Below are 23,283 nucleotides of genomic sequence, written 5' to 3'. Positions count from 1 at the left end.
CCTCGTCGGATCTGGGGTACCGACCAAGCACCTACGGCTCGAGTAAATCTCTCAGGCCAGTACGCTCAAGCGTCGGATCACTCACCAGTCCTCATGATAACCGGCGAGGATTGCGGTTTCTCGTAGCCATAAAGCGCCGATGCTTTAGAAAGACGCACGACGTGGCTAGAATGAGGGAGTCCCTATCCATTTCCTCTCAGGAGAAAGGTATGCCGAGTAAAAAGCGCCTCACCGAAAAGGAGATTCGGAACCTTGAAGGCGAGATTCCTGCAGTCGCTGCAGGTGCGACTCGTACTGCCTATCTGCGAGCGCTCGCAGCCGGGCATACCGTCATGAAGGTGCAGGGCAGCTACCTCGTTGAGTCCAAGGCCGATGGGTCCGCGACCGTCGTAGGGGAGGCCAGGCCTCGCCGCAAGGTGAGCGTCGGCCAGACTATCCAGGTCCAACGAGTAAGCTCCAGTGCCAACGCCTAGGCTCCGCGTCTTTGCGGGGCCAAATGGCTCGGGCAAGAGCACCATCAAAGAGCAGGTCCCGGCCAATCTGATCAACACCTACGTGAACGCAGACGAGATCGAGAAGTCAGCGAAAGCTGACGGCTTTGTCGATCTCACTCAGTTTAATGTCCAGGCTACCGGCGACGAACTTCGTACCTTCTTTGCCAGTCATGCCTTGATCCAGAAAGAGCACCTTCAAGATCAAGCATCCCTGTTCGACATGAACGGCCTTCGCATCGACGTTCGGCGTCTCGACTTCAATTCTTACCATGCCTCGGTAATTGCTGACCTCATTAGGCAGAAGCTCCTGGAAAACCGCGTGAGCTTCACGTTTGAGACCGTGATGTCGTCGGGAGATAAGGTCGCGTTTATGCGCCGTGCCCAGGAACTGGGTTACCGCACCTACCTCTACTTTGTGGCCACTGACAATCCAAACATCAACATCAACCGGGTTGCCAACCGTGTGGACGATGGCGGCCACAACGTGCCGGCCGACAAGATCGTTCAGCGCTACCATCGGTCACTTAAGCTACTGCCGGAAGCAGTCGCAGCATCCAACCGGGCCTACATCTTTGATAACTCGGGGGAAGGCTCTGTCTGGCTTGCTGAGATCACAGACGGTACAAGTCTTGAGTACAAGTCCGAGGAGCAGCCTGATTGGTTTATGGAGGCCTATGTAGACAAGGTCATGAATGTCGCCAGCTAGCCGTAGCAGCATGGCGCCATGTCGCCATCGAGCGGCCTCCGCGACAGATTGGCTTTATCGTAGGCTGTAAAGATAAACAGGTCGCTTGAAAGCACTCTTGCGGCCCTGATAGGGAAGGTTACAGCTATCTGCAGGTGCGTACGACCGCCTGCACGACACCAACTACTAATCGTTAGAAACTGCCGCGGCGAACTCGGTCAATCTGTGGCCTCCTATTCGCCGCGACGACATAAAACTACTGTTTCAACCACACGTTACTGTGCTACTCCATCCCCACGACGTGACTCTGCGAGTCTGTGCGCTGAAATATCCGCTTCCATCGCTTCAAGATGGGCTAAGTTCCGTCGAATCCACCTGTCCGCGCGATCAATGCGCTCCAGTAGCTCCCTCTTGGGCTTGCATTCCTGATAGCCCTCTACAATTGTCTGCTTAACTTCGGCAAGTGCAGCCAGTTGTTTATCTATTCCCCGGATGATAGTGGGTTTTGGCAAGTCGTAGATTTGCCGCGAATGCTCGTTGGGAAGCTCTTCATCTTTGTACTCAGAACGGAACCAAGCGGACAGGGTGCCGCCGACGCGACCTAAGCCAGCTCCTGACCAGGCCATGATTACTGAAGCCATCAGGCTACTCATGATCGGACCGATGTGTAAATGTCTATCCAAGTCCAATCGGCGAGCGGGTCGCCAACTTGATGGATACCCAGGCAGATCGGGGCCACACGGGACTGCGCCCGCGCGCTCAACCCCTTGAGGTGTAGGCATGACTCTTGGTTTCTTTCTCTTGCCGCTGAGATGCCTGGCCGGGCTGATGAATTGGGTTTCATACCCCTGGGAGTCGTACGTCCATTTCTCACCGTTCAACCTGTTTTCCAAGGCTTTGAGTTTCACGATCAAACGCGATAGTGCCGCCTCAGATGTGGCATGAAGGCGTGGTGTATAGCCCAATGTCATCAACCTAAGCTGCAGCCCTGCCCAAGGCAAGCCCCCCGAAGCAGCCAGCCGCCATGGCCGTCGGGCGATGACCAGGCCTCTGCCGCTCAATCAGGCGGTCTAACTGGGCTGGCGGTGATGTGATCATCGTCTGTTCCGGCTGTCTAGGCGAGATTTCTCGTTCTCCGGACGAGCCTATGCCGACCGCTTGTGGCCAGCTTTTTTTTGCACGGAGGTTGGGCGGTGGTGTTTCTTCAGCGCGTCGGTTTGTAGCCCTCACAACCTCGGCTGGCTGCGCGTTTGCGTTGGCGCGCAAAGCTACGGCCTGAGCGTACGGCACTGAGGCTTTTAGCCATCAAGGCCAGCACATTGCTCAGCCCCTGAGCACAGTGCCGCACCAGCAGCTCGACCAGGGTATTTTTGAGCCGTGACACGCCTTGGGTGAAGTTGACTTTCCATCGCAGCTTGCGACCTTTGTGGCGCTGTTCGATGACCGGCTGTAGCAGGTGCTGCATCAACAGCGCCAGGTTCTTCAACAGTTGAGCGGCATGAAAGTCCTGCTTTACAGCAGTCACGCTGCGGCCGCTGAAGTTGTCCAGCGTCAGGGTTTGTTTGAGGCGACGGAAGTCGGTTTCGATGCCCCAGCGGCGGTGGTAAAGCTCGGCAAACACCTCAGCGGGAAAGGCTTCTCGATCCAGCAACGAGGTCAGCAATACCTCGCTTTCGCCGTTGGCCAACTCGACCCGGATCAGTCTCAGCTCGATCTGGCTGGCAGGATCAACGCCAGCCTCGGAGCAGAACAGACGTGCTTCAGGATGGTTGGCCACGAAAAGCTGTGTGTCTTCAACTTGGCCAGAGTATAGAAACGCTTTGACCTGGGCGTTATAGCCACAGGGCAGGCGCATCAGAAAGTGCCGCTGTTGCTGCGCGAACAGCGCGAATAACCAGTGCCCAGGGTAACCACGGTCAAACAGCGTCAGGCTGTCAGCCGGCAGGTGCTCAAGGTGCAGATGGGCACAGTCGCGCTCGCCGACGGTCAGGGGCACGATCAGGCTATGCAGGGTTTGACCGTCAGCGACTTCGTAGAGTGTGGACAAGCGAGCCATGGGAAAGCCAGAGTGACTGCCAAAGAAGGTCGCCATGGTCGACTCCAGGGGTAAATGCACGGTCGAGCCATCCACCGCGAGCACCCTCAGCCCACGCCACTTCTGACGCAGCCCGAAGCAGTCAATTTGTTGCTGCAGGAGGTGATTGAGACTTTCAAATACCTCGGGGTTGAGCTTTTTGCGCGCTTTGCAGAAGGCCTGCGCAGTGACCATTTGCGTCTCAGTCGACGCCTGATTGAGTACGCGATAGAACTGATCGAGTTCGGTTTGCAGGGCCGTGCGCGGCTGATTGAGCAGGAACAGGACGAGGTTCTTGAAGGTGAGCTGGCGTCGGCGGGTAAAGTCTTGAGGATTCTGGCGGTGGGCGGCGATGAAGGCGGGACAATCGAGCGGACTGGTTATTTTTTGTACAATTTTCAAACCAGGGCTTGGCTGGCGGTGTCAAGCGATGCGGTATAGGTAGTCAAAAGGGCTTCTCCCATGCACTGATTTGAGCGCTAATTATATGATATTTATGGATAATTTCCAAAGTTGATGACATTGGTGTATAGCCTGCCTCATAAATACCTCTCCATGGGACGCCTACAGTATGAAACCCGTGATCATTAGCCCAAGCGATCTCGTCGTGAAACAGAGGTCGATATGGTTCATCTAGGATGACAATGCATTGCGACTCATTGTCGTACCAGTCAGAGCAGTGGTCTGCATTTTCAGAAAGTTTCAATCTCGACCGAGGCATCTCATTAGCAAGGGGGGCGCGCAGGCCTGTCACAGCCATAAAATTAAGAGCGAGAGCCACCTTTTTTGCCATCCTCACGCCGTCGAGCTCGTTGTAATAGTCACCCCTACGTTCGAGATGATCAGGTGAATCCAGTCGAAAGTAGTCTATATACGGAGTCCGATATAGGGCCCTACCGGGTAGGATCTCCTTCAAGGGGACAGGCAACAGGAATTTGACGGTGGTCCGCCCCGATCGCAGGATAGAGCCGCGATCAACTGAACTTGGGACGTCTTCACGTTCTGCCCAGTAGAACGTCACAAATGTCTGTTGTAGTTTGTACTCGGATTCGCCCAAAACTGACTGGGCATGGCGCAGGTTCTGAAATCCAGCTTTCTGTGCAGCTTCATCTAGGGCTGCATGATGCGGAATGCCTCGCGCAGTTTTGATGAACTTGGCCAGACGTTTAATACCTGCAAGGGTGGTAGGGCGAGTCTGTTCGGTTGCCATGACTTATCTCCGGCCCTACTTGTTACAGCGTCACCCGTCCACCGCTGCGCACCAGGGCCAAAGATATGGGCCAAGGTTGGAGACAACTGGCAGTGCTGCTCGTGCAGCTTCGCGAGGACGGGTAGCCGGCGCCTGCAGGGAGCCATATCAAATTGTAGGTCGCGGCAGTTGTTTCGTCGATAAAGCCTCACCAGGGAGCACGGTTACCGTAACCAACGGGCTTCCGCGGAACCTCTCCCTATAACAACATAGCTGACGACGCTACAACCGCCATCCTGAACCTCCTCTCCAAAACCCCACCCATTGAGGCGCACTAGGCGCACTTCCCTCAAACGAAGGGCGCTACCTGATCACCTCCTATAACAACATAACCTAGGATGTTCAGACCATTTCTGCGTTCCTCCTGCACCATTTCCACCAACCTGATCCTCCCCATCGCATAGCCGACCCTCATAGCTGTCCAACCTCTTTCCTTTTTTCTTTCCTTTCTTTTCTTTCCTTTTCCCCATTTATTTCCACGCGCGGCGCAGGCAACCCGGCACCGGCAGGTGGGCCCTTAAAAGGGTTGGACAGGGTAAGGGGTATCAGGAGGGGCGCCGCCCTCAGGCACACCGCAGGTTATGTTGTTATAGATGTCTCCGGATTCGGGCGACCTGCCAAGGGCGAGGGTAGTAGGCCAGGTTGGGCTTTTGCAGGGGGAACCGCAGAATTCGGAAAAAATCGTACGCTAAGCTAACGGTGTTCTCGTGACAGCTCTTTGACTAGGCTTTCTAAGGGGTCGTCTCAGAAAACGGAAAATAAAGCACGCTAAGGCATAGCCGAACCTGCCAAGCTTGCTCCACCCTGTAGTGACGCGATCAGCGGGCAGGAAACGTTCCCCCTTCGCGCATGGCAGGCGCACACCAACTCAGACAGCACGGCCTCCATGCGCGCCAGGTCAGCCATTTTCTCGCGCACGTCCTTGAGCTTGTGCTCGGCCAGACTGCTGGCTTCCTCGCAATGGGTGCCATCCTCCAGCCGCAGCAGCTCGGCGATCTCATCCAGGCTGAAGCCCAGCCGCTGGGCTGATTTCACGAAGCGCACCCGCGTTACATCCGCCTCGCCATAGCGGCGGATGCTGCCATAGGGCTTGTCAGGCTCCAGCAACAAGCCCTTGCGCTGATAGAAACGGATGGTCTCCACATTGACCCCGGCCGCCTTGGCGAAAACGCCAATGGTCAGGTTCTCCAAATTGTTTTCCATATCGCTTGACTCCGTACATGAGTACGGAAGTAAGGTTACGCTATCCAATTTCAATTCGAAAGGACAAGCGCATGTCTGAACCAAAAACCGGGCGCGGCGCGCTCTTCACTGGAGGGCTTGCCGCCATCCTCGCCTCGGCTTGCTGCCTCGGGCCGTTGGTTCTGATCGCCTTGGGGTTCAGCGGCGCTTGGATCGGCAACTTGGCGGTGTTGGAACCCTATCGCCCCATCTTTATCGGCGTGGCGCTGGTGGCGTTGTTCTTCGCCTGGCGGCGCATCTACCGGCAGGCAGCGGCCTGCAAACCGGGTGAGGTCTGCGCGATTCCCCAAGTGCGAGCTACTTACAAGCTCATTTTCTGGATCGTGGCCGCGCTGGTTCTGGTCGCGCTCGGATTTCCCTACGTCATGCCATTTTTCTACTGATCGGAGTTCACCATGAAGAAACTGTTTGCCTCCCTCGCCCTCGCCGCCGTTGTTGCCCCCGTCTGGGCCGCCACCCAGACCGTCACGCTGTCCGTACCGGGCATGACCTGCTCCGCCTGCCCGATCACTGTCAAGAAGGCGATTTCCAAGGTCGAAGGCGTCAGCAAAGTTGACGTGACTTTCGAGACACGCCAAGCGGTCGTCACCTTCGACGATGCCAAGACCAGCGTGCAGAAGCTGACCAAGGCAACCGCAGACGCGGGCTATCCGTCCAGCGTCAAGCAGTGAGTCACTGAAAACGGCACCGCAGCACAACGGACGTCATTGTCTGGCGCCACAAACGATAAAGGATCTGTTGCATGACCCATCTAAAAATCACCGGCATGACTTGCGACTCGTGCGCGGCGCACGTCAAGGAAGCGCTGGAAAAAGTGCCAGGCGTGCAGTCGGCGCTGGTGTCCTATCCGAAGGGCACAGCGCAACTCGCCATCGTGCCGGGCACATCGCCGGACGCGCTGACTGCCGCCGTGGCCGGACTGGGCTACAAGGCAACGCTAGCCGATGCGCCACTGGCGGACAACCGCGTCGGACTGCTCGACAAGGTGCGGGGATGGATGGCCGCCGCCGAAAAGCACAGTGGCAACGAGCCCCCGGTGCAGGTAGCGGTCATTGGCAGCGGTGGAGCCGCGATGGCGGCGGCGCTGAAGGCCGTCGAGCAAGGCGCGCAGGTCACGCTGATCGAGCGCGGCACCATCGGCGGCACCTGCGTCAATGTCGGCTGTGTGCCGTCCAAGATCATGATCCGCGCCGCCCACATCGCCCATCTGCGCCGGGAAAGCCCGTTCGATGGCGGTATTGCGGCAACTGTGCCTACGATTGACCGCAGTAAGCTGCTGGCCCAGCAGCAGGCCCGCGTCGACGAACTGCGGCACGCCAAGTACGAAGGCATCCTGGGCGGTAATCCGGCCATCACCGTTGTGCACGGTGAGGCGCGCTTCAAGGACGACCAGAGCCTTACCGTCCGTTTGAACGAGGGTGGCGAGCGCGTCGTGATGTTCGACCGCTGCCTGGTCGCCACGGGTGCCAGCCCGGCGGTCCCGCCGATTCCGGGGTTGAAAGAGTCACCCTACTGGACTTCCACCGAGGCCCTGGCGAGCGACACCATTCCCGAACGCCTTGCCGTAATCGGCTCGTCGGTGGTGGCGCTGGAGCTGGCGCAAGCCTTTGCCCGGCTGGGCAGCAAGGTCACGGTCCTGGCGCGCAATACCTTGTTCTTCCGTGAAGACCCGGCCATCGGCGAGGCGGTGACAGCCGCTTTCCGTGCCGAGGGCATCGAGGTGCTGGAGCACACGCAAGCCAGCCAGGTCGCCCATATGGACGGTGAATTCGTGCTGACCACCACGCACGGTGAATTGCGCGCCGACAAACTGCTGGTTGCCACCGGTCGGACACCGAACACGCGCAGCCTCGCGCTGGACGCAGCGGGGGTCACTGTCAATGCGCAAGGTGCCATCGTCATCGACCAAGGCATGCGCACGAGCAACCCGAACATCTACGCGGCCGGCGACTGCACCGACCAGCCGCAGTTCGTCTATGTGGCGGCAGCGGCCGGCACCCGTGCCGCGATCAACATGACCGGCGGCGATGCGGCGCTCGACCTGACCGCAATGCCGGCCGTGGTGTTCACCGATCCGCAAGTGGCGACCGTGGGCTACAGCGAGGCGGAAGCCCACCACGACGGGATCGAGACCGACAGCCGCACCTTGACCTTGGACAACGTGCCGCGTGCGCTCGCCAACTTCGACACACGCGGCTTCATCAAGTTGGTTATCGAGGAAGGCAGCCATCGGCTGATCGGCGTACAGGCGGTCGCGCCGGAAGCGGGTGAACTGATCCAGACGGCGGCTCTGGCCATTCGCAACCGCATGACGGTGCAGGAACTGGCCGACCAGTTGTTCCCCTACCTGACGATGGTCGAGGGGTTGAAGCTCGCGGCGCAGACCTTCAACAAGGATGTGAAGCAGCTTTCCTGCTGCGCCGGGTGAGAAAAAGGAGGTGTTCAATGAACGCCTACACGGTGTCCCGGCTGGCTCTTGATGCCGGGGTGAGCGTGCATATCGTGCGCGACTACCTGCTGCGCGGATTGCTGCGCCCGGTGGCGTGCACACCAGGCGGCTACGGCTTGTTCGATGACGCCGCCTTGCAACGGCTGTGCTTCGTGCGGGCGGCCTTCGAGGCGGGCATCGGCCTCGACGCGCTGGCGCGGCTGTGCCGGGCGCTGGATGCGGCGGACGGCGACGAAGCGGCCGCGCAGCTTGCCCTGCTGCGTCAGTTCGTCGAGCGTCGGCGCGAAGCGTTGGCCGATCTGGAAGTGCAGTTGGCCACCCTGCCGACCGAGCCGGCACAGCACGCGGAGAGTCTGCCATGAACAACCCCGAGCGCTTGCCGTCCGAGACGCACAAACCGATCACCGGCTACCTGTGGGGCGGACTGGCTGTGCTGACTTGCCCCTGCCACCTGCCCATCCTCGCTGTCGTGCTGGCCGGCACAACCGCCGGTGCTTTCCTCGGCGAGCATTGGGTCATCGCGGCGCTCGGTTTGACCGGCCTGTTCCTTCTGTCCCTGTCGCGGGCGTTGCGGGCATTCAGGGAAAGAGAATGAGCGCTTTCCGGCCGGATGGATGGACGACGCCGGAACTGGCCCAAGCGGTCGAGCGCGGGCAGCTTGAACTGCACTACCAGCCCGTCGTCGATCTGCGCAGTGGTGGGATTGTCGGCGCGGAAGCCCTGTTGCGCTGGCGTCATCCGACGCTTGGACTATTGCCACCGGGCCAGTTCCTGCCCGTGGTCGAATCGTCCGGCCTGATGCCTGAAATCGGCGCTTGGGTGCTGGGCGAAGCCTGCCGCCAGATGCGTGACTGGCGAATGCTGGCATGGCGACCGTTCCGGCTGGCCGTCAATGCTTCGGCGAGCCAAGTGGGACCGGACTTCGACGGGTGGGTAAAGGGCGTGCTGGCTGATGCCGAGTTGCCCGCCGAGTATCTCGAAATCGAGCTGACCGAATCGGTCGCGTTTGGTGATCCGGCGATCTTCCCCGCCCTGGACGCCTTGCGGCAGATCGGTGTGCGCTTCGCCGCCGATGACTTCGGGACGGGGTATTCCTGTCTGCAACATCTGAAGTGCTGCCCAATCAGCACGCTCAAGATCGACCAATCGTTTGTCGCCGGGCTCGCCAACGACCGCCGCGACCAAACCATCGTGCACACCGTGATTCAGCTTGCGCACGGGCTGGGCATGGATGTGGTGGCTGAAGGCGTGGAAACATCGGCGAGTCTTGATCTATTGCGACAAGCGGACTGCGACACAGGACAAGGCTTCCTGTTCGCGAAGCCAATGCCGGCGGCGGCATTCGCCGTCTTCGTCAGTCAATGGAGGGGTGCCACCATGAATGCAAGTGACTCGACCACCACCAGTTGCTGCGTGTGCTGCAAGGAAATCCCGCTCGATGCCGCCTTCACCCCGGAAGGCGCGGAATACGTCGAGCACTTCTGCGGGTTGGAGTGTTATCAACGCTTCGAAGCGCGTGCCAAGACAGGGAACGAAACCGATGCCGATCCGAACGCCTGCGACTCGCTACCGTCAGATTGAGGCATACCCTAACTGGATGTCAGGCAGGGCCGCGCCGCTTAGTCAGAATAGAGTCATCTTTCGCATTTTTGACACATGCCTGCGAAGGTCATAGATTTCAGCCTGACAGAAACGGGGTTTGAGGCACAACGGAACAGAAGGAGCACTTAAGCCGCCTTCAACCAAGGAGACATCGTGCAGGGGCACCGCATCGGCTACGTCCGGGTCAGCAGCTTCGACCAGAACCCGGAACGCCAGCTGGAACAGACACAGGTGAGCAAGGTGTTCACCGACAAGGCATCGGGCAAGGACACCCAGCGCCCCCAGCTCGAAGCGCTGCTGAGCTTCGTCCGCGAAGGCGATACAGTGGTGGTGCACAGCATGGACCGGCTGGCCCGCAACCTCGATGACCTGCGTCGCTTGGTACAGAAGCTGACTCAACGCGGCGTGCGCATCGAGTTCCTGAAGGAGGGCCTGGTGTTCACTGGCGAGGACTCGCCGATGGCCAACCTGATGCTGTCGGTGATGGGGGCCTTCGCTGAGTTCGAGCGCGCCCTGATCCGCGAGCGGCAGCGTGAGGGCATCACCTTGGCCAAGCAGCGTGGCGCGTACCGGGGCCGCAAGAAAGCCCTGTCCGATGAGCAGGCTGCTACCCTGCGGCAGCGAGCGACGGCCGGCGAGCCCAAGGCGCAGCTTGCCCGCGAGTTCAACATCAGCCGGGAAACCCTCTACCAGTACCTCCGCACGGACGACTGACACATGCCGCGTCGCTTGATCCTCTCGGCCACGGAGCGGGGCACCCTGCTCGCGTTGCCAGAAAGCCAGGATGACCTGATCCGCTACTACACCTTCAACGACTCCGACCTGTCGCTGATCCGTCAGCGGCGCGGCGACGCCAACCGCCTCGGCTTCGCCGTGCAACTCTGCCTGCTGCGCTACCCCGGCTATGCGTTGGGCACTGACAGCGAGCTGCCCGAACCGGTCATCCTGTGGGTGGCCAAGCAAGTCCAGACCGATCCGGCGAGTTGGACGAAGTACGGCGAGCGCGATGTGACCCGTCGCGAGCACGCCCAGGAACTGCGCACCTACCTTCAACTGGCCCCGTTCGGCCTGTCCGACTTCCGCGCCCTGGTGCGCGAGCTGACCGAACTGGCCCAGCAGACCGACAAGGGCTTGCTGCTGGCCGGCCAGGCGCTGGAGAGCCTGCGGCAGAAGCGACGCATCCTGCCGGCGTTGAGCGTGATCGACCGGGCTTGCTCGGAGGCCATTGCACGGGCCAATCGGCGGGTCTACCGCGCCCTGGTTGAACCGCTCACGGACTCGCATCGGGCCAAGCTGGACGAGCTGTTGAAGCTCAAGGCCGGCAGCAGCATCACCTGGTTGACCTGGCTGCGCCAGGCACCGCTGAAACCCAACTCTCGGCACATGCTTGAGCACATCGAGCGGCTGAAGACATTTCAGCTGGTGGACTTGCCCGAAGTCCTGGGCCGGCACATCCACCAGAACCGCCTGCTCAAGCTGGCCCGCGAGGGTGGGCAGATGACGCCCAAAGACCTCGGCAAGTTCGAGCCGCAGCGGCGCTATGCGACCCTGGCCGCCGTGGTGCTGGAGAGCACTGCAACCGTGATTGATGAGCTGGTGGATCTGCACGACCGCATCCTAGTCAAGCTGTTCAGCGGCGCGAAGCACAAGCATCAGCAGCAGTTCCAGAAGCAGGGCAAGGCGATCAACGACAAGGTGCGCCTGTACTCCAAGATCGGCCAGGCGCTGCTGGAGGCCAAGGAAGCCGGCAGCGACCCCTATGCCGCCATCGAGGCGGTGATCCCCTGGGACGAGTTCACCGAGAGCGTCAGCGAAGCCGAGCTGCTGGCCCGGCCGGAGGGCTTCGACCACCTGCACCTGGTCGGCGAGAACTTCGCCACCCTGCGCCGCTACACGCCGGCTCTGCTGGAGGTATTGGAGCTGCGCGCCGCCCCGGCCGCGCAGGGCGTGCTGGCAGCCGTGCAGACGCTGCGCGAGATGAACGCCGACAACCTGCGCAAGGTGCCGGCCGATGCTCCCACCGCCTTCATCAAGCCGCGCTGGAAGCCACTGGTGATCACCCCGGAAGGCCTCGACCGGCGCTTCTACGAAATCTGCGCCCTGTCCGAGCTGAAGAACGCCCTGCGCTCCGGCGACATCTGGGTCAAGGGCTCGCGGCAGTTCCGCGACTTCGACGACTACCTGTTGCCGGCCGAGAAGTTCGCCGCGCTCAAGCGGGAACAGGCCCTGCCGCTGGCGATCAACCCGAACAGCGACCAGTATCTGGAAGAGCGCTTGCAGCTGCTGGACGAGCAGTTGGCCACTGTCGCCCGCCTGGCCAAGGACAACGAGCTGCCCGATGCCATCCTCACCGAGTCCGGGTTGAAGATCACCCCGCTGGATGCGGCGGTGCCGGATCGGGCGCAGGCGCTGATCGACCAGACCAGTCAGTTACTGCCGCGCATCAAGATCACCGAACTGCTGATGGACGTGGACGACTGGACGGGCTTCAGCCGCCACTTCACCCACCTGAAGGACGGGGCCGAGGCCAAAGACCGGACGTTGCTGCTGTCCGCGATCCTCGGTGATGCGATCAACCTCGGGCTGACCAAGATGGCCGAGTCGAGCCCCGGTCTGACCTACGCCAAGCTGTCCTGGCTGCAAGCCTGGCACATCCGCGACGAGACCTATTCGGCGGCCCTGGCCGAGCTGGTCAACCACCAGTACCAGCATGCCTTCGCCGCCCACTGGGGCGACGGCACCACCTCATCCTCCGATGGCCAGCGTTTCCGGGCTGGCGGCCGGGGCGAGAGCACCGGACACGTCAACCCGAAGTACGGCAGTGAGCCGGGACGGCTGTTCTACACCCATATCTCCGACCAGTACGCGCCGTTCAGCACCCGCGTGGTGAATGTCGGCGTGCGCGATTCCACCTATGTGCTCGACGGCCTGCTGTACCACGAGTCCGACCTGCGGATCGAGGAGCACTACACCGACACGGCCGGCTTCACCGATCACGTCTTCGCCCTGATGCACCTGCTGGGCTTCCGTTTCGCGCCGCGCATCCGCGACCTCGGCGAAACCAAGCTGTACGTGCCGCAGGGCGTGCAGACCTACCCGACGCTGCGGCCGCTGATCGGCGGCACCCTGAACATCAAGCACGTCCGCGCCCATTGGGACGACATCCTGCGCCTGGCCAGCTCGATCAAACAGGGCACCGTCACTGCCTCGCTGATGCTGCGCAAGCTCGGCAGCTATCCGCGCCAGAACGGCCTGGCCGTGGCCCTGCGCGAGCTGGGCCGGATCGAACGCACGCTGTTCATCCTAGACTGGCTGCAAAGTGTTGAGCTGCGCCGCCGCGTGCATGCCGGCCTGAACAAAGGTGAGGCGCGCAACTCGCTGGCCAGGGCGGTGTTCTTCAACCGCCTTGGGGAAATCAGGGATCGGAGCTTCGAGCAGCAGCGCTACCGGGCCAGCGGCCTCAACCTGGTGACGGCGGCTATCGTGCTGTGGAACACGGTGTACCTGGAGCGCGCCACCCAGGGGTTGGTCGAGGCCGGCAAGCCGGTGGACGGCGAGCTGCTGCAATTCCTGTCGCCGCTGGGCTGGGAGCACATCAACCTCACCGGCGATTACGTCTGGCGGCAGAGCCGCAGACTGGAAGACGGGAAGTTTCGGCCCCTACGGATGCCCGGAAAACCTTAGCGTACGATTTTTTCCGAATTCTGCGAGCCCCCCTTGCAGAGGTGCGCCGGCGCGGAAGGAAAAGGGAGCGCCGACGGCTATGTTGTTATAAGTTGGCCTCAATGCGGCCAGCTTAGCGCTCACTTGGCGAGGAGGGCGGTGCGACTGGCAGGTCGACCGGCTTACGGCCGGGGAGCAGGAGCAGGATGGCCAGGATTACCAGGCCAACGAAGGGGATGAACCACAGCAGAAGCATCCAAGGGGAGACGCCGGCGTCTTTCAGACGCTGAATGGCATTGCCGGCGATGACCAGAAGCGCGAGGAGGATCAGAAGTCTGCCGAGCAACCCGAAGGGGCTCAAAGCGACCAAAACTGATACCAGGAATACGTCGGCAAGCAGGCAGAGCCAGAAGAAAGTCCGACCCTGTCGGTTCCTGAACTTGAAGGCGCCGGTGAAATGCCGGCAGTAGTGGGAGAGAAGATTCACGCGGGCTCCTTTGGACATGTCGAGCCGCTGCTCTGCAGCTCGGACACTCATCCTATCTCAGAGTCCGCATGCTCCCCCGGCAAAACACAGGATGTAACGCCAGGCACCATCTACCAGGGTTTCTGCCACCTCCTTTGGGATGAGCAGATGCCCTAGCATGATGAGGCTGAAGAACAGAGTGAATTTCAAGAACAGTTGGCGTAGGTACACCTGGTCGACCTCGACGTGCTGAGACGTGGGAGTATACCTTCCCGATCGCGCTCACCCAGTAAGTCGACCTCGATCTTTGAGCTACCTGTGATCCGCCGGCCGATCAGCTTCGCGCCATGCGGCGATAGTCGCCAGCATGCTCTCAACCATACCCAGAAGGAGCAGGCTCTGGTTCCATGAGTGCCCCTGGATGAGGTTCTCTAACCAGAAATTGATGGCGGCCAGGCCCGGGGCTCCAACATCGATTTCGCCGAGCGTCTGATGCAGGCACTCAGCCAGGCCTGGCGTGTCTACCGGCGATCCCCGGGGTATGGCCAAGAGGTTCAGCCAGACATCATCGTCCAGGGCGAAGACGCGAAACGATCCGTGATACGGTCCACCGACCAGCTCAGCACAGCAGCGTTCATCACCACCCCCACCGAGCAGGTTCAGCGAATCACAGAGCGCATCCTCGCTTTCCGGAAAAAGCACCAAACCCTTTCGCTCCATGCTGCGCTCCAGCAAGGATTCCAGTCGATCCGCGGTCGCGCCATTGATGGCCAGGCTTCCGTTCAGAAAAGGCGGCCATTTCCCTGGCTCCAGAGCAGAGCCGAACAGTTCTTGAGGCGGGAAGGGCAGGCCCCGGACCACCGACCTAAACCAGAGCAGGTCTTCTATGTCGTAGAGCCCTGCAGGTTCACGGTCACCGGTCATCATCACGGTGCGAAATGCCTCACGGAGCATCTCAGTTGCTACGGGTTTCTTGGTCACGGAAACCATCCATCCCGTCTGGTATTTGACTTTGAGCTCCTCATGAGGTGGTTGCACGGATTATAGATTGACACAAAAGGTTAAAGTTTGACACAAGCAATTATAGTTTGACACGACGCGCAAACCCCCGTATTTACGGGGGTTTTCCGTTTATGGGCCAAGCCGTTTGTCCGGATCAGCCGCTTCACTTGTCAGCGGGAGTAGTGTTGGAATTCCATCGACGGGCCGCTTAGTAGGTCGGTTTTTTCCTATGACTATTTTTGCGAGTGAGGTGAAGCGGTCCGGTTGGGCTGAGGAGGTGGGGTTGCGCGGTCGTAGGTTTTCATCGAAGCAGGACATTGAACGGCACATCGCAAATGGATTTGGAGCAGGCGCCGGAGTCGGCTACATGCCTTGGTTACGCGTACAGGACGTGCCCTCCACAGGTCGCTCCTGGAAGATCCAAGGCGTCAAAATCGAGCGCATGCATGGAAGTGGGTGCAAGCCAGTGGCCCGCCTGATCGACAAGTTGTGCTGTTCGACTACACCACCAGCCGTGCGCAGGAAGTACCATTGCGTCTGCTGCAAGGCTATCGCGGCTATGTGATGACCGACGATTATGCGGGTTACAACGCTTTGGCGTTGCAGCCCGGTATCGAGCGACTGGCATGCATGGTTCACGCGCGCCGCAAGTTCGTCGAAGCACAAAAGGTGCAGCCCAAGGGTAAGACCGGACGAGCCGATGTGGCGCTGACGATGATCAATAAGCTGTATGACATCGAGCGCGACCTCAAGGAGGTCAGCGACGAACTGCGGTTCATCGGTCGCCAGGAAAGAAGCTTACCGATCCTCGGTCAGCTGAAAAGCTGGCTGGACAAGACGTACGCCCAGGTGACGCCGCAAAGCGTATTATACAGCTTGGTCGAGACCGCCAAGGTCAACGGCCAGGAGCCCTATACGTGGCTACGCCACGTACTTGAGCGCCTGCCGTATGCGTCGTCGGTCTCAGACTACGAAGCATTGCTGCCATGGAACTGCTCGCCAGAGATACCACGGTAAGCTGAGGCCCTATCTTTTAGAAGGTGGGGTTCATGGATCGCACTCGATGAAACGACGGATCAGCCAGGCACGGGGCCATGCCGAGATAAGGGGAAAATTCACTCACATCTCTCCTACCTGATTGATTTATCAGGCCTTTTCCATGATGGGGATTTTTATGGAAGCATGACGAGATAACGGAGAAATTAAGACATTCAAACCATAAATGTTTGATTTCTAGGCTTTGTGTTGCTCTCACATGCTTGCGCATGTTCGCCCACCCCCAATTAATCTCAAGATATCCTTCTCCCCAGTGATGGTTCGAGGCGGCCTTCGCGACATCTTCCATTTTCGGTCTCGAATGTGGGCTCGATGGCAGCTGTAAACTTTCTCTCCTCGGAGGTGAGGATCATGCGGCACGTTGCAATGCAGCCAACGGAAACGACTTCAGACGTTACCTGTGACGCTTGTTGCCAAAGCACAAGTATTGAGGGCTATGGCCAGCAGTTTGGCGTTCTTCAAGCGTGTTGGGGCTATGGTTCCAAGCATGATGGTGAGCGTTATGAGGTTCACCTCTGCGAGCCCTGCTTTTTCCGAACGCTGGCCATGCTACGTCGGGAGCGAATGGTTAACACCATGTTTGATGATGATCTTGACACCAATCAGGATGAGTTCGGTTTGGTGCGCAAGGATGATTTTTGGGCCGAAGGTTGAGTATGCCGGCCAAAGACCGGTTCGTAGCATCTCATTCACGACGATGCGACCCTGACAAATCCAGTCCGTCGGCGGCGTTGCTCAGTTGACGCCCGCACAAGTTAAGGCGTGTCTGCTTCTGGCCCCGGTAACGGTTCATGGCTATCCGCACCGCCGTTGGCAAGCGGTGAATGCTCAATCAGCTTCAGTTGCAAGAGAGCTTCGGACAAACGCTCCTGTAAGGTCTGCGCTTTTTGTGCCTGAACCTCGGCCCTTTCACCAAGCCGGGCTACTTCGGCCTGCAAAGTGTTACTGCGTTGTTCCAAGGCATCATTCGTACGCTCCATTCCGGTCAGCGAGCGCTGAGCGACCTCTAAGGCCTGAGCCTTCTGGGTGAGAAGCTGCTGCTGCGCATGTTGATCCTTCTGTAACTGCCGCGCCTCGGCGAGCAGCCGTGCATTGTCGCGGTTGAGCTGGGTCAGCTCATCCTGTTTGACGATCAGGGTCTGCTGTAACTGCCGCAGCTCCAGTTGCAGCTGTTGCACCTGAGACTCGTGCCGGCGCTGCTCCTGCTCACGCTGCTCCTTGGCAGCCTGGCGATAGTGCTCCAGGGCATCACGGGCGTGCTGATGTTTTTCCTCCAGCGAGCGAATCTGTCCATCGCGGTCCTTTAGGGATGCTCCGATCAACTTGTCGTGCAGCCGCGGCAAGTTGCAATTTTCCAGGCACCTACAGCGTTATTGGACGAAAAGTGACCGAAAAATCATGTACGGAGAGCTTTTTCGACCGGTTCTCCGTGTTAAACGCGAACCTCACCCATACCCATGAGCTGTTTTCGAACCCTCCACAGGTTTGCCAGGGCGAACAGCGTGGTCAACTGAGCCGTGTTTTTCATCAGCCCACGAAAACGTACTTTCACGTAACCAAACTGCCGCTTGATCACGCGAAACGGATGCTCGACCTTGGCCCGTGTCTGAGCCTTGCAGAACTCGATCTTGCGCTTGGCTTTGTACAGTACGCTGCGCTGGTTCAGCTTGGAATAGGTGCTGCGACGCGCTGCAATCTGCCAGATCACCCCCCGATTTTCATGCTCTTCGCGCCTTTCGACACCGGTGTAACCGGCATCTGCATACACGGCGTTTTCTTCGCCATGCAGCAGTTCAGCCACCTGCGTGACATCGGCCACATTGGCAGCGGTGCCATGGACGTGATGCACCAGGCCGGACTCGACATCGGCACCGATGTGCGCCTTCATCCCGAAGAAATACTGACCGCCTTTCTTGGTCTGGTGCATCTCGGGATCACGCTTGCCTTCTTTATTTTTGGTCGAGCTGGGGGCATGAATAATGGTGGCATCGACGATGGTGCCTTGGCGCAGCGACAGGCCTTTTTCCTGCAGATAACCATTGATGACCGCAAGGATTGCCGGTGCGAGCTGATGCTTCTCCAGCAAGTGCCGGAAGTTCATGATCGTGGTGTCTTCGGGGATTGGCGCGCTCAGCGTCAGGCGTGCGAACTGGCGCATGGGCGTGATTTCGTAGAGCGCTTCTTCCATGGCCGGGTCGCTCAGGGAGAACCAGTTCTGCAACAGATGGATGCGCAGCATGGTTTCCAGAGGATAGGGTTTTCTACCGCCGCCGGCCTTGGGGTAGAACGGTTCGATCAGCTCCAGCAGGCCTGCCCAGGGCACCACCTGATCCATTTCGGCGAGGAAGCGCTCTCGGCGGGTTTGCTTGCGCTTGCCGGCGTACTCAAAGTCGGAAAAGCTCATCTGGCTCATGGGCGGCTCGGATCAGGTGTTGCGGGGATTCTCGCATAACTGAAGGCTTGTTCGGAGATTCCTTAGGTCTATTCGTTTCCCCGATCGCGTAACCCGACGCCTGAGCAGATCGACCTCAAGGTCGAGGAGTTTGAGTATTGTTTGGTTGGGAGCATTATTGCCGCGGCGAAGCAACGTACGGATCCTGGCTAGCAATTCGGAGAAGGCAAACGGCTTGATGAGATAATCATCAGCGCCCAACTCCAATCCCTTTACTCGATCCTGAACCCCGTCTCGGGCGGTGAGAAAGAGCACGGGAACCTCATTACCAGCAGCGCGGACTTTCTGTAAAACCTGCCACCCATCCAGGCCAGGCATCATCACGTCTAAGATGAGCAAGTCGTATGTGGTATGAAGCGCGTGCTGAGCAGCATCGGTCCCGTTTTCAACTCTATCGACTGTGAAGCCTGCCTCTGAAAGCCCCTGCTGTAGGTAGGTGCCTGTTTTCGGCTCGTCTTCAGCAACAAGAAGCTTCATGAAAGTATTCCCTCCGGCATTTGGAGCAGTGTGCCGATTGTCAGGGCGTGCAGCCAGTACCTTACAGAAACGTAATGCTCGCATCATCTGTCTGACAGCTTGTAGCGTTAACGTCTACCTCAGCAGTTGCTCCCACACTCTGCTTTTTGGCCTTTTCATGCTCCTTTGGCCTATCGGCGCCTAGATGGCGCCTTTTTTTTGCCGGTAGGAAACGACGCCTTAACTGCAGGAGCGAACAGGCAGAACACGGACAATTAGCGATTCGCCTGCTCACGCGGTTGGGGCATGTGTGATCTGACAAATCGTAAGATTCAGACGCAAGCATGCGTGGCATGCTAATTGCTGAAGCGGAACTCCGATGACCCAGCAAAAACATTTTGGGCCATCAAGCCTGGAATTAAGGCCACTGGGATGCCTGCGTGGGGAAGAAGCATGGCTGACCCGTACACTGGGCAATGGTGGCTTTTCTGCAAAAAGCTTCCTGGGCTAGATGAGGGAGCGTATGAGCACTCGTTGCCTCTAGCGGTGGTAACCAACATGGTGGTCTGGAGACCCCAGCTGGGCATGGTGAGCAACACGGCGAGATGGCCTCGGGCGACCACCATCAGGGCGACAGTGGCGGCTCGGATCACCACGGCTCTAGCAGCTCGGGTGGAGCACCCGGCCAACCAGGCTCCGGGCATCATGGTGGTAAAGAAAGCGATGACCATCATGCGTCAGACCAGCCACAGACGGCGGAGGAAAGCACTGACAATGACCGTGCCGATGCGGAAGGCAAATCCTCTGCAAATAACCATGTGCACGCAGACGGGAAGCAACACGAGCACTAACATCCGATATGTGTGTGCCTAGTCGGTTCTGACTAGGCTCTTTGAAAGGCGCCTCAGCAAAAGCATAAGGGTCGGCTCTAGGCCATCCTGGTCGACGCAACGGTACCGGAGGCCTCTGCAATTGCTTTCTAAAAGTTAGGCCGCAAGGCTAGTTGCCCATATGGTTCAGCGGCTTTCGCTCCGGCCGTTCTCTAATGGATGCTCCCAGTCCTGGCGACAGGGAGCCCCCCATTTCCCACTCAATCATCTCGCACAGACTAGCGAAGCCGTACAGGCAATCTGACTGCCACATCGCCACCAACTGCGCCCGCAGAGCCCCGGTGCGGTTGGATTTACCTTACAACATTGTAATGAAGTTTTTCGAAACGGGCTCGGTAGGAGCGTGTCGTAATTCAGTGTCTGCTAACAGGCTGATGAGCCGTATCGGTCAGTAGGCACCGACGACATACAACTATCGAACCCTGGAGAACGCAATGACAAACTCAATGTTCGCTTCCTGTATCCAAGCTTGTTCGAACTGTGCCCTTGTGTGCGAAACGTGCGCCTCTGCTTGCCTGCGTGAGGATGACGTAAAAATGATGGCACGCTGCATCGAGCTTGACCGCGACTGCGCGGACATTTGTAGGTTGGCCGCCATACTGATGAGTCGCGAAAGTGATTACGCTAAAGAATTTTGTGCCCTTTGCGCCAAGATCTGCCGTGCATGCGGAGAGGAATGCGCGAAACATCAAGTGGATCACTGCCAAGAGTGTGCCAAAGCGTGCATGAAGTGCGCTGAAGAATGCGAGCGCATGGCTGCGTAACATTCGCGACTTGCTGCTCTGGCAAAGCTCGTCATCTCGTTGCCAGAGCAGCTTCGCCGGAATGACCTTATATCCCAGCATGTGCAGTTGAAGCTAAGCCAGCTGACTTGCTAGCAGAAAAGGCCTAGATATCCGCTGGCCGAGCTCACCCAAACCTGCACGCGGTCGCAACACCGTAACGCTTTTTCTCTTGCCGCAACGTAACCAATACTTCAGTGCTGGGGACTAGATCTATGGAGCATCAAGGGGAATATCTACGCCAAGGCGCCATGTCGTCCGATATGGGTATGGATGCGCATATGCAGATGATGGAGCGGCGCCACATCGCGACGCTTTGGTGCCACTTCGTCAATGTATTGCTCGGCTTTTGGGTGCTGAGTGCGCCCTTTATCTTCGGCTACATGAACGTAGCGCCGGGCGACCTCGACCTGCCACGCCTCGCAGCCGAGCGTGATCTACCCGAGGTCGCCACTCGCGCGCTGCTGATGACCTGGAACGACGTCATCAGCGGCGCGTTGATCGTGTTGTTCGCCATCCTCTCGCTCAAACGGATCAGCTGGGCGCAATGGGCCAACACGATCATGGGATTGTGGTTGATGTTCGCGCCGCTGCTGTTCTGGACTCCTTCCCCGGCGAGCTACGGCAATGCCTTGCTGGTCGGCGGGCTGGTAATTGCCTTTTCCACACTAGTACCAATGATGCCAGGCATGAGCATGTCCGGGATGATGCAGAAGGCCGCGGTTCCACCGGGCTGGGATTACAACCCTTCAACCTGGCTGCAACGCCTGCCAATAGCCATTCTCGCCGTGATTGGCATTCTGCTCGCACGTTATCTAACCGCTTATCAGCTTGGCCATACCTCGAATGCCTGGGACCCTTTCTTCGGCACCCAGCCCAACGGCACTGAAACCATCATCACGTCCGACATGTCGCGCGCCTGGCCGGTGTCCGATGCCGGGATCGGTGTGATGGCCTATATGATCGAGCTCCTCATGGCGGTGATGGGCGATGCCCGGCGCTGGCGGACCATGCCGTGGATGGTCGCCGCGTTCGGCGTGGTGGTAGTGCCCCTGGGCGTCGTGAGCATCTTCTTCATCATCGCCCAGCCGATCTTCATCGGTACGTGGTGCACGCTTTGCCTGGCTCAAGCCTTGGCCATGCTGGTGATGATGCCTTACGCGCTGGATGAACTGGTTGCCATGGGCCAGTTCCTCAAGGATGCGCGGCGCCGTGGCAAACCGTTTTGGAGAACTTTTTTCAAAGGCGATGCAATGGAAGGCGCCCGTGAGGACAATACGCCGGAGTTCGACGGCAGCCTTTCCTCGATGACTCTCAGAGGCCTTCGCGGAGTGAACCTTCCCTGGGGGCTCGCGCTGCTGTGCATTATAGGCGTCTGGCTGATGTCAACCCGCCTGATCTTCGGCACCGACGGCGCGATGGCCAACAGTGATCACCTGATGGGCTCGCTGCTGCTCACCGTCTCGGTCCTGGCGTGCGCCGAAGTGGCACGGCCGCTGCGTTTTCTGAACCTGCCAATCGGTGCCTGGCTACTGGCATCACCCGCCTTCCTCGACGGTGCAGGGTTCGCCGCGACCGTGGGTAGTCTGATCGCCGGCGCGCTGGTGATCGGCCTGAGTCTGCCGCGCGGACCGATCCATCATCGCTATGCCGGCTGGAACGCGCTGTTGCGATAGTCACCATCGCCTCTACAAAAAAGGAGTCCGCACATGACCGACCGCGAACAGACCGCCGTTATCTGTGGCGGGACCGCAGGCGTAGGCCGCGCGACGGCTCACGCGTTCGCCCAGGCCGGCTACCGCGTCGCCGTGATTGCGCGTGGGGAGCAGGGCCTGGCGGACACTCGCAACGAGCTGGAAGCGGCTGGGGCGAAAGTTCTGGCAATTGCCGCGGATGTCGCCGACCCCGAAGCTATCGATCAGGCGGCCGATCGGATCGAGGCGGAACTGGGGCCGATCGAGATCTGGGTCAACGCGGCGATGGCGACGGTGTTCGGCCCGGTGAACAAGATCAGCGCGGCGGAATTCAAACGTGTGACCGACGTGACCTATCTGGGCTTCGTGCATGGCACGCTGGCGGCGCTGCGGCATATGGAGTCTCGCAACCGCGGCACCATCGTCCAGGTGGGTTCGGCGCTGTCCTATCGCGCGATACTGCTGCAATCGGCCTACTGCGCCGCCAAGTTCGCCATTCGTGGGTTCACCGACTCGCTGCGCTGCGAACTGATCCATACCAACAGCCGGGTGCGGCTGACCATGGTGCAGCTGCCAGCGCACAACACGCCGCAGTTCGACTGGTCGCGCAACAAGATGCAAAAACGACCGCAGCCGGTCCCACCGATCCATACGCCTGCTGTGGCAGCGCGCGCGATTGTCCGCGCGGCAACCGATGCGCCGCGCGAATTGTGGATCGGACGCGCCTCTTTTCAGGCGATTATCGGCAACATGTTCATGCCCGGCCTACTCGACCGGATGATGGCCAAGCAGGCCTGGAGTGGGCAGATGACCGACTCGCCGGCCGGTGATGAACAGCCTGACAACCTGTTCCATCCCGTAGAGGGCCTGCACCGTCTCGAAGGGCGCTTCGGCGCGCAGGCCAAGGACAAAGCACTGGGCCTCAGTTCCGAATCCGTGGGCAAGCTGGCCACGGGCGCCTTGGCACTGGTAATGGTGATTTGTGTAGCGGCAGTAGTTGCCATTGCCCGCTAGCTAGCTGGGTGGC

The 23,283-nt window shown here is 59.4% G+C and carries 19 protein-coding genes and 4 pseudogenes; 14 read left to right on the top strand and 9 right to left on the bottom strand.

Going from position 1 to position 23,283, the window contains the following annotated elements:
- The first annotated feature begins 459 nt into the window (after positions 1-459).
- Complete coding sequence (locus GST84_13845) at positions 460-1,200, top strand: hypothetical protein (protein XGB13382.1); 741 nt, start codon at positions 460-462, stop codon at positions 1,198-1,200.
- Positions 1,201-1,454: 254 nt separating this feature from the next.
- On the opposite strand, the gene GST84_13840 is transcribed toward GST84_13845, so the two are convergent.
- The 4 genes from GST84_13840 to GST84_13825 form a co-directional block, all read right to left on the bottom strand.
- Positions 1,455-2,087: a hypothetical protein gene (locus tag GST84_13840; protein XGB13381.1), complete on the bottom strand. Its 633-nt coding sequence runs from the start codon at positions 2,085-2,087 to the stop codon at positions 1,455-1,457.
- 296 nt (positions 2,088-2,383) lie between these two features.
- Positions 2,384-3,655, bottom strand: a complete 1,272-nt coding sequence (locus GST84_13835) for an IS4-like element ISPa1635 family transposase (GenBank protein ID XGB13380.1) — start codon at positions 3,653-3,655, stop codon at positions 2,384-2,386.
- A 43-nt stretch (positions 3,656-3,698) separates the two neighbouring features.
- Complete coding sequence (locus GST84_13830; GenBank protein ID XGB13379.1) at positions 3,699-4,463, bottom strand: hypothetical protein; 765 nt, start codon at positions 4,461-4,463, stop codon at positions 3,699-3,701.
- Positions 4,464-5,270: 807 nt separating this feature from the next.
- The gene (locus GST84_13825) at positions 5,271-5,705 is read right to left on the bottom strand and encodes a mercury resistance transcriptional regulator MerR (protein ID XGB13378.1); all 435 of its coding nucleotides are present in this window, start codon (positions 5,703-5,705) and stop codon (positions 5,271-5,273) included.
- Positions 5,706-5,776: 71 nt separating this feature from the next.
- Here GST84_13825 and merT point away from each other — a divergent pair, with 71 nt between their 5' ends.
- The 8 genes from merT (at position 5,777) to GST84_13785 (ending at position 13,479) form a co-directional block, all read left to right on the top strand.
- Complete coding sequence (merT, locus tag GST84_13820) at positions 5,777-6,127, top strand: mercuric ion transporter MerT (protein XGB13377.1); 351 nt, start codon at positions 5,777-5,779, stop codon at positions 6,125-6,127.
- Positions 6,128-6,139: 12 nt separating this feature from the next.
- The gene (gene merP, locus GST84_13815; protein XGB13376.1) at positions 6,140-6,415 is read left to right on the top strand and encodes a mercury resistance system periplasmic binding protein MerP; all 276 of its coding nucleotides are present in this window, start codon (positions 6,140-6,142) and stop codon (positions 6,413-6,415) included.
- A 71-nt stretch (positions 6,416-6,486) separates the two neighbouring features.
- Positions 6,487-8,172 carry a mercury(II) reductase gene (locus tag GST84_13810; GenBank protein XGB13375.1) on the top strand — a complete coding sequence of 562 codons (1,686 nt, stop codon included), beginning with the start codon at positions 6,487-6,489 and terminating at the stop codon, positions 8,170-8,172.
- Between the two features lie 17 nt (positions 8,173-8,189).
- Positions 8,190-8,555: a mercury resistance co-regulator MerD gene (gene merD / locus GST84_13805; GenBank protein XGB13374.1), complete on the top strand. Its 366-nt coding sequence runs from the start codon at positions 8,190-8,192 to the stop codon at positions 8,553-8,555.
- Positions 8,552-8,788, top strand: a complete 237-nt coding sequence (merE, locus tag GST84_13800) for a broad-spectrum mercury transporter MerE (protein XGB13373.1) — start codon at positions 8,552-8,554, stop codon at positions 8,786-8,788. The genes merD and merE overlap by 4 nt, the downstream gene beginning before the upstream one ends.
- Complete coding sequence (locus tag GST84_13795; GenBank protein XGB13372.1) at positions 8,785-9,774, top strand: DUF3330 domain-containing protein; 990 nt, start codon at positions 8,785-8,787, stop codon at positions 9,772-9,774. Before merE ends, GST84_13795 begins: the two co-directional genes overlap by 4 nt.
- A 174-nt stretch (positions 9,775-9,948) precedes the next feature.
- The gene (locus tag GST84_13790; GenBank protein ID XGB13371.1) at positions 9,949-10,509 is read left to right on the top strand and encodes a recombinase family protein; all 561 of its coding nucleotides are present in this window, start codon (positions 9,949-9,951) and stop codon (positions 10,507-10,509) included.
- A 3-nt stretch (positions 10,510-10,512) separates the two neighbouring features.
- A complete protein-coding gene (locus GST84_13785; protein ID XGB13370.1) occupies positions 10,513-13,479 on the top strand; it encodes a Tn3 family transposase in 2,967 nt (988 codons plus the stop codon).
- 112 nt (positions 13,480-13,591) lie between these two features.
- On the opposite strand, the gene GST84_13780 is transcribed toward GST84_13785, so the two are convergent.
- Positions 13,592-13,945, bottom strand: a complete 354-nt coding sequence (locus tag GST84_13780) for a DUF805 domain-containing protein (protein ID XGB13369.1) — start codon at positions 13,943-13,945, stop codon at positions 13,592-13,594.
- A gap of 291 nt (positions 13,946-14,236) precedes the next feature.
- A pseudogene (locus tag GST84_13775) lies at positions 14,237-14,953 on the bottom strand (hypothetical protein).
- A 381-nt stretch (positions 14,954-15,334) separates the two neighbouring features.
- Here GST84_13775 and GST84_13770 point away from each other — a divergent pair.
- Positions 15,335-15,943 (top strand): annotated as a pseudogene (locus tag GST84_13770) (transposase).
- A gap of 351 nt (positions 15,944-16,294) precedes the next feature.
- A complete protein-coding gene (locus GST84_13765) occupies positions 16,295-16,636 on the top strand; it encodes a hypothetical protein (protein ID XGB13368.1) in 342 nt (113 codons plus the stop codon).
- A 101-nt stretch (positions 16,637-16,737) separates the two neighbouring features.
- On the opposite strand, the pseudogene GST84_13760 reads toward GST84_13765, so the two are convergent.
- The 3 genes and pseudogenes from GST84_13760 to GST84_13750 all read right to left on the bottom strand — a co-directional run bounded on the left by GST84_13760 (position 16,738) and on the right by GST84_13750 (position 18,911).
- Positions 16,738-17,289 (bottom strand): annotated as a pseudogene (locus GST84_13760) (cointegrate resolution protein T).
- A gap of 125 nt (positions 17,290-17,414) precedes the next feature.
- Positions 17,415-18,395, bottom strand: coding sequence for an IS5-like element ISPa41 family transposase (locus tag GST84_13755; protein ID XGB13367.1), 981 nt, complete (start codon positions 18,393-18,395; stop codon positions 17,415-17,417).
- Between the two features lie 63 nt (positions 18,396-18,458).
- Positions 18,459-18,911, bottom strand: a pseudogene (locus GST84_13750) (response regulator).
- A 1,303-nt stretch (positions 18,912-20,214) separates the two neighbouring features.
- Between GST84_13750 and GST84_13745 the strand changes: the two are divergent.
- The 3 genes from GST84_13745 to GST84_13735 all read left to right on the top strand — a co-directional run bounded on the left by GST84_13745 (position 20,215) and on the right by GST84_13735 (position 23,270).
- The gene (locus GST84_13745) at positions 20,215-20,544 is read left to right on the top strand and encodes a four-helix bundle copper-binding protein (GenBank protein ID XGB13366.1); all 330 of its coding nucleotides are present in this window, start codon (positions 20,215-20,217) and stop codon (positions 20,542-20,544) included.
- A gap of 281 nt (positions 20,545-20,825) precedes the next feature.
- The gene (locus tag GST84_13740) at positions 20,826-22,238 is read left to right on the top strand and encodes a dTDP-glucose 4,6-dehydratase (protein XGB15770.1); all 1,413 of its coding nucleotides are present in this window, start codon (positions 20,826-20,828) and stop codon (positions 22,236-22,238) included.
- Positions 22,239-22,271: 33 nt separating this feature from the next.
- Positions 22,272-23,270 (top strand): SDR family NAD(P)-dependent oxidoreductase, encoded by a 999-nt coding sequence (locus GST84_13735; protein ID XGB13365.1) that lies wholly within the window; start codon positions 22,272-22,274, stop codon positions 23,268-23,270.
- The last annotated feature ends 13 nt before the right edge of the window (positions 23,271-23,283 follow it).

It is taken from the genome of Pseudomonas putida (assembly GCA_041879295.1).
Classification (GTDB): domain Bacteria; phylum Pseudomonadota; class Gammaproteobacteria; order Pseudomonadales; family Pseudomonadaceae; genus Aquipseudomonas; species Aquipseudomonas putida_Y.
The sequence above is the reverse complement of the archived record's forward strand: the minus strand, read 5'-3'. Positions and strand labels throughout refer to the sequence as shown.

Bases quoted from the DNA above. Each gene is read 5' to 3' on its own strand.
- GST84_13755 (XGB13367.1), bottom strand. From the start codon at position 18,395: ATGAGCCAGATGAGCTTTTCCGACTTTGAGTACGCCGGCAAGCGCAAG.
- GST84_13745 (XGB13366.1), top strand. From the start codon at position 20,215: ATGACAAACTCAATGTTCGCTTCCTGTATCCAAGCTTGTTCGAACTGT.
- GST84_13785 (XGB13370.1), top strand. From the start codon at position 10,513: ATGCCGCGTCGCTTGATCCTCTCGGCCACGGAGCGGGGCACCCTGCTC.
- merD (XGB13374.1), top strand. From the start codon at position 8,190: ATGAACGCCTACACGGTGTCCCGGCTGGCTCTTGATGCCGGGGTGAGC.
- GST84_13740 (XGB15770.1), top strand. From the start codon at position 20,826: ATGGGTATGGATGCGCATATGCAGATGATGGAGCGGCGCCACATCGCG.
- merE (XGB13373.1), top strand. From the start codon at position 8,552: ATGAACAACCCCGAGCGCTTGCCGTCCGAGACGCACAAACCGATCACC.
- merP (XGB13376.1), top strand. From the start codon at position 6,140: ATGAAGAAACTGTTTGCCTCCCTCGCCCTCGCCGCCGTTGTTGCCCCC.
- merT (XGB13377.1), top strand. From the start codon at position 5,777: ATGTCTGAACCAAAAACCGGGCGCGGCGCGCTCTTCACTGGAGGGCTT.
- GST84_13825 (XGB13378.1), bottom strand. From the start codon at position 5,705: ATGGAAAACAATTTGGAGAACCTGACCATTGGCGTTTTCGCCAAGGCG.
- GST84_13830 (XGB13379.1), bottom strand. From the start codon at position 4,463: ATGGCAACCGAACAGACTCGCCCTACCACCCTTGCAGGTATTAAACGT.
- GST84_13735 (XGB13365.1), top strand. From the start codon at position 22,272: ATGACCGACCGCGAACAGACCGCCGTTATCTGTGGCGGGACCGCAGGC.
- GST84_13795 (XGB13372.1), top strand. From the start codon at position 8,785: ATGAGCGCTTTCCGGCCGGATGGATGGACGACGCCGGAACTGGCCCAA.
- GST84_13810 (XGB13375.1), top strand. From the start codon at position 6,487: ATGACCCATCTAAAAATCACCGGCATGACTTGCGACTCGTGCGCGGCG.
- GST84_13765 (XGB13368.1), top strand. From the start codon at position 16,295: ATGGCAGCTGTAAACTTTCTCTCCTCGGAGGTGAGGATCATGCGGCAC.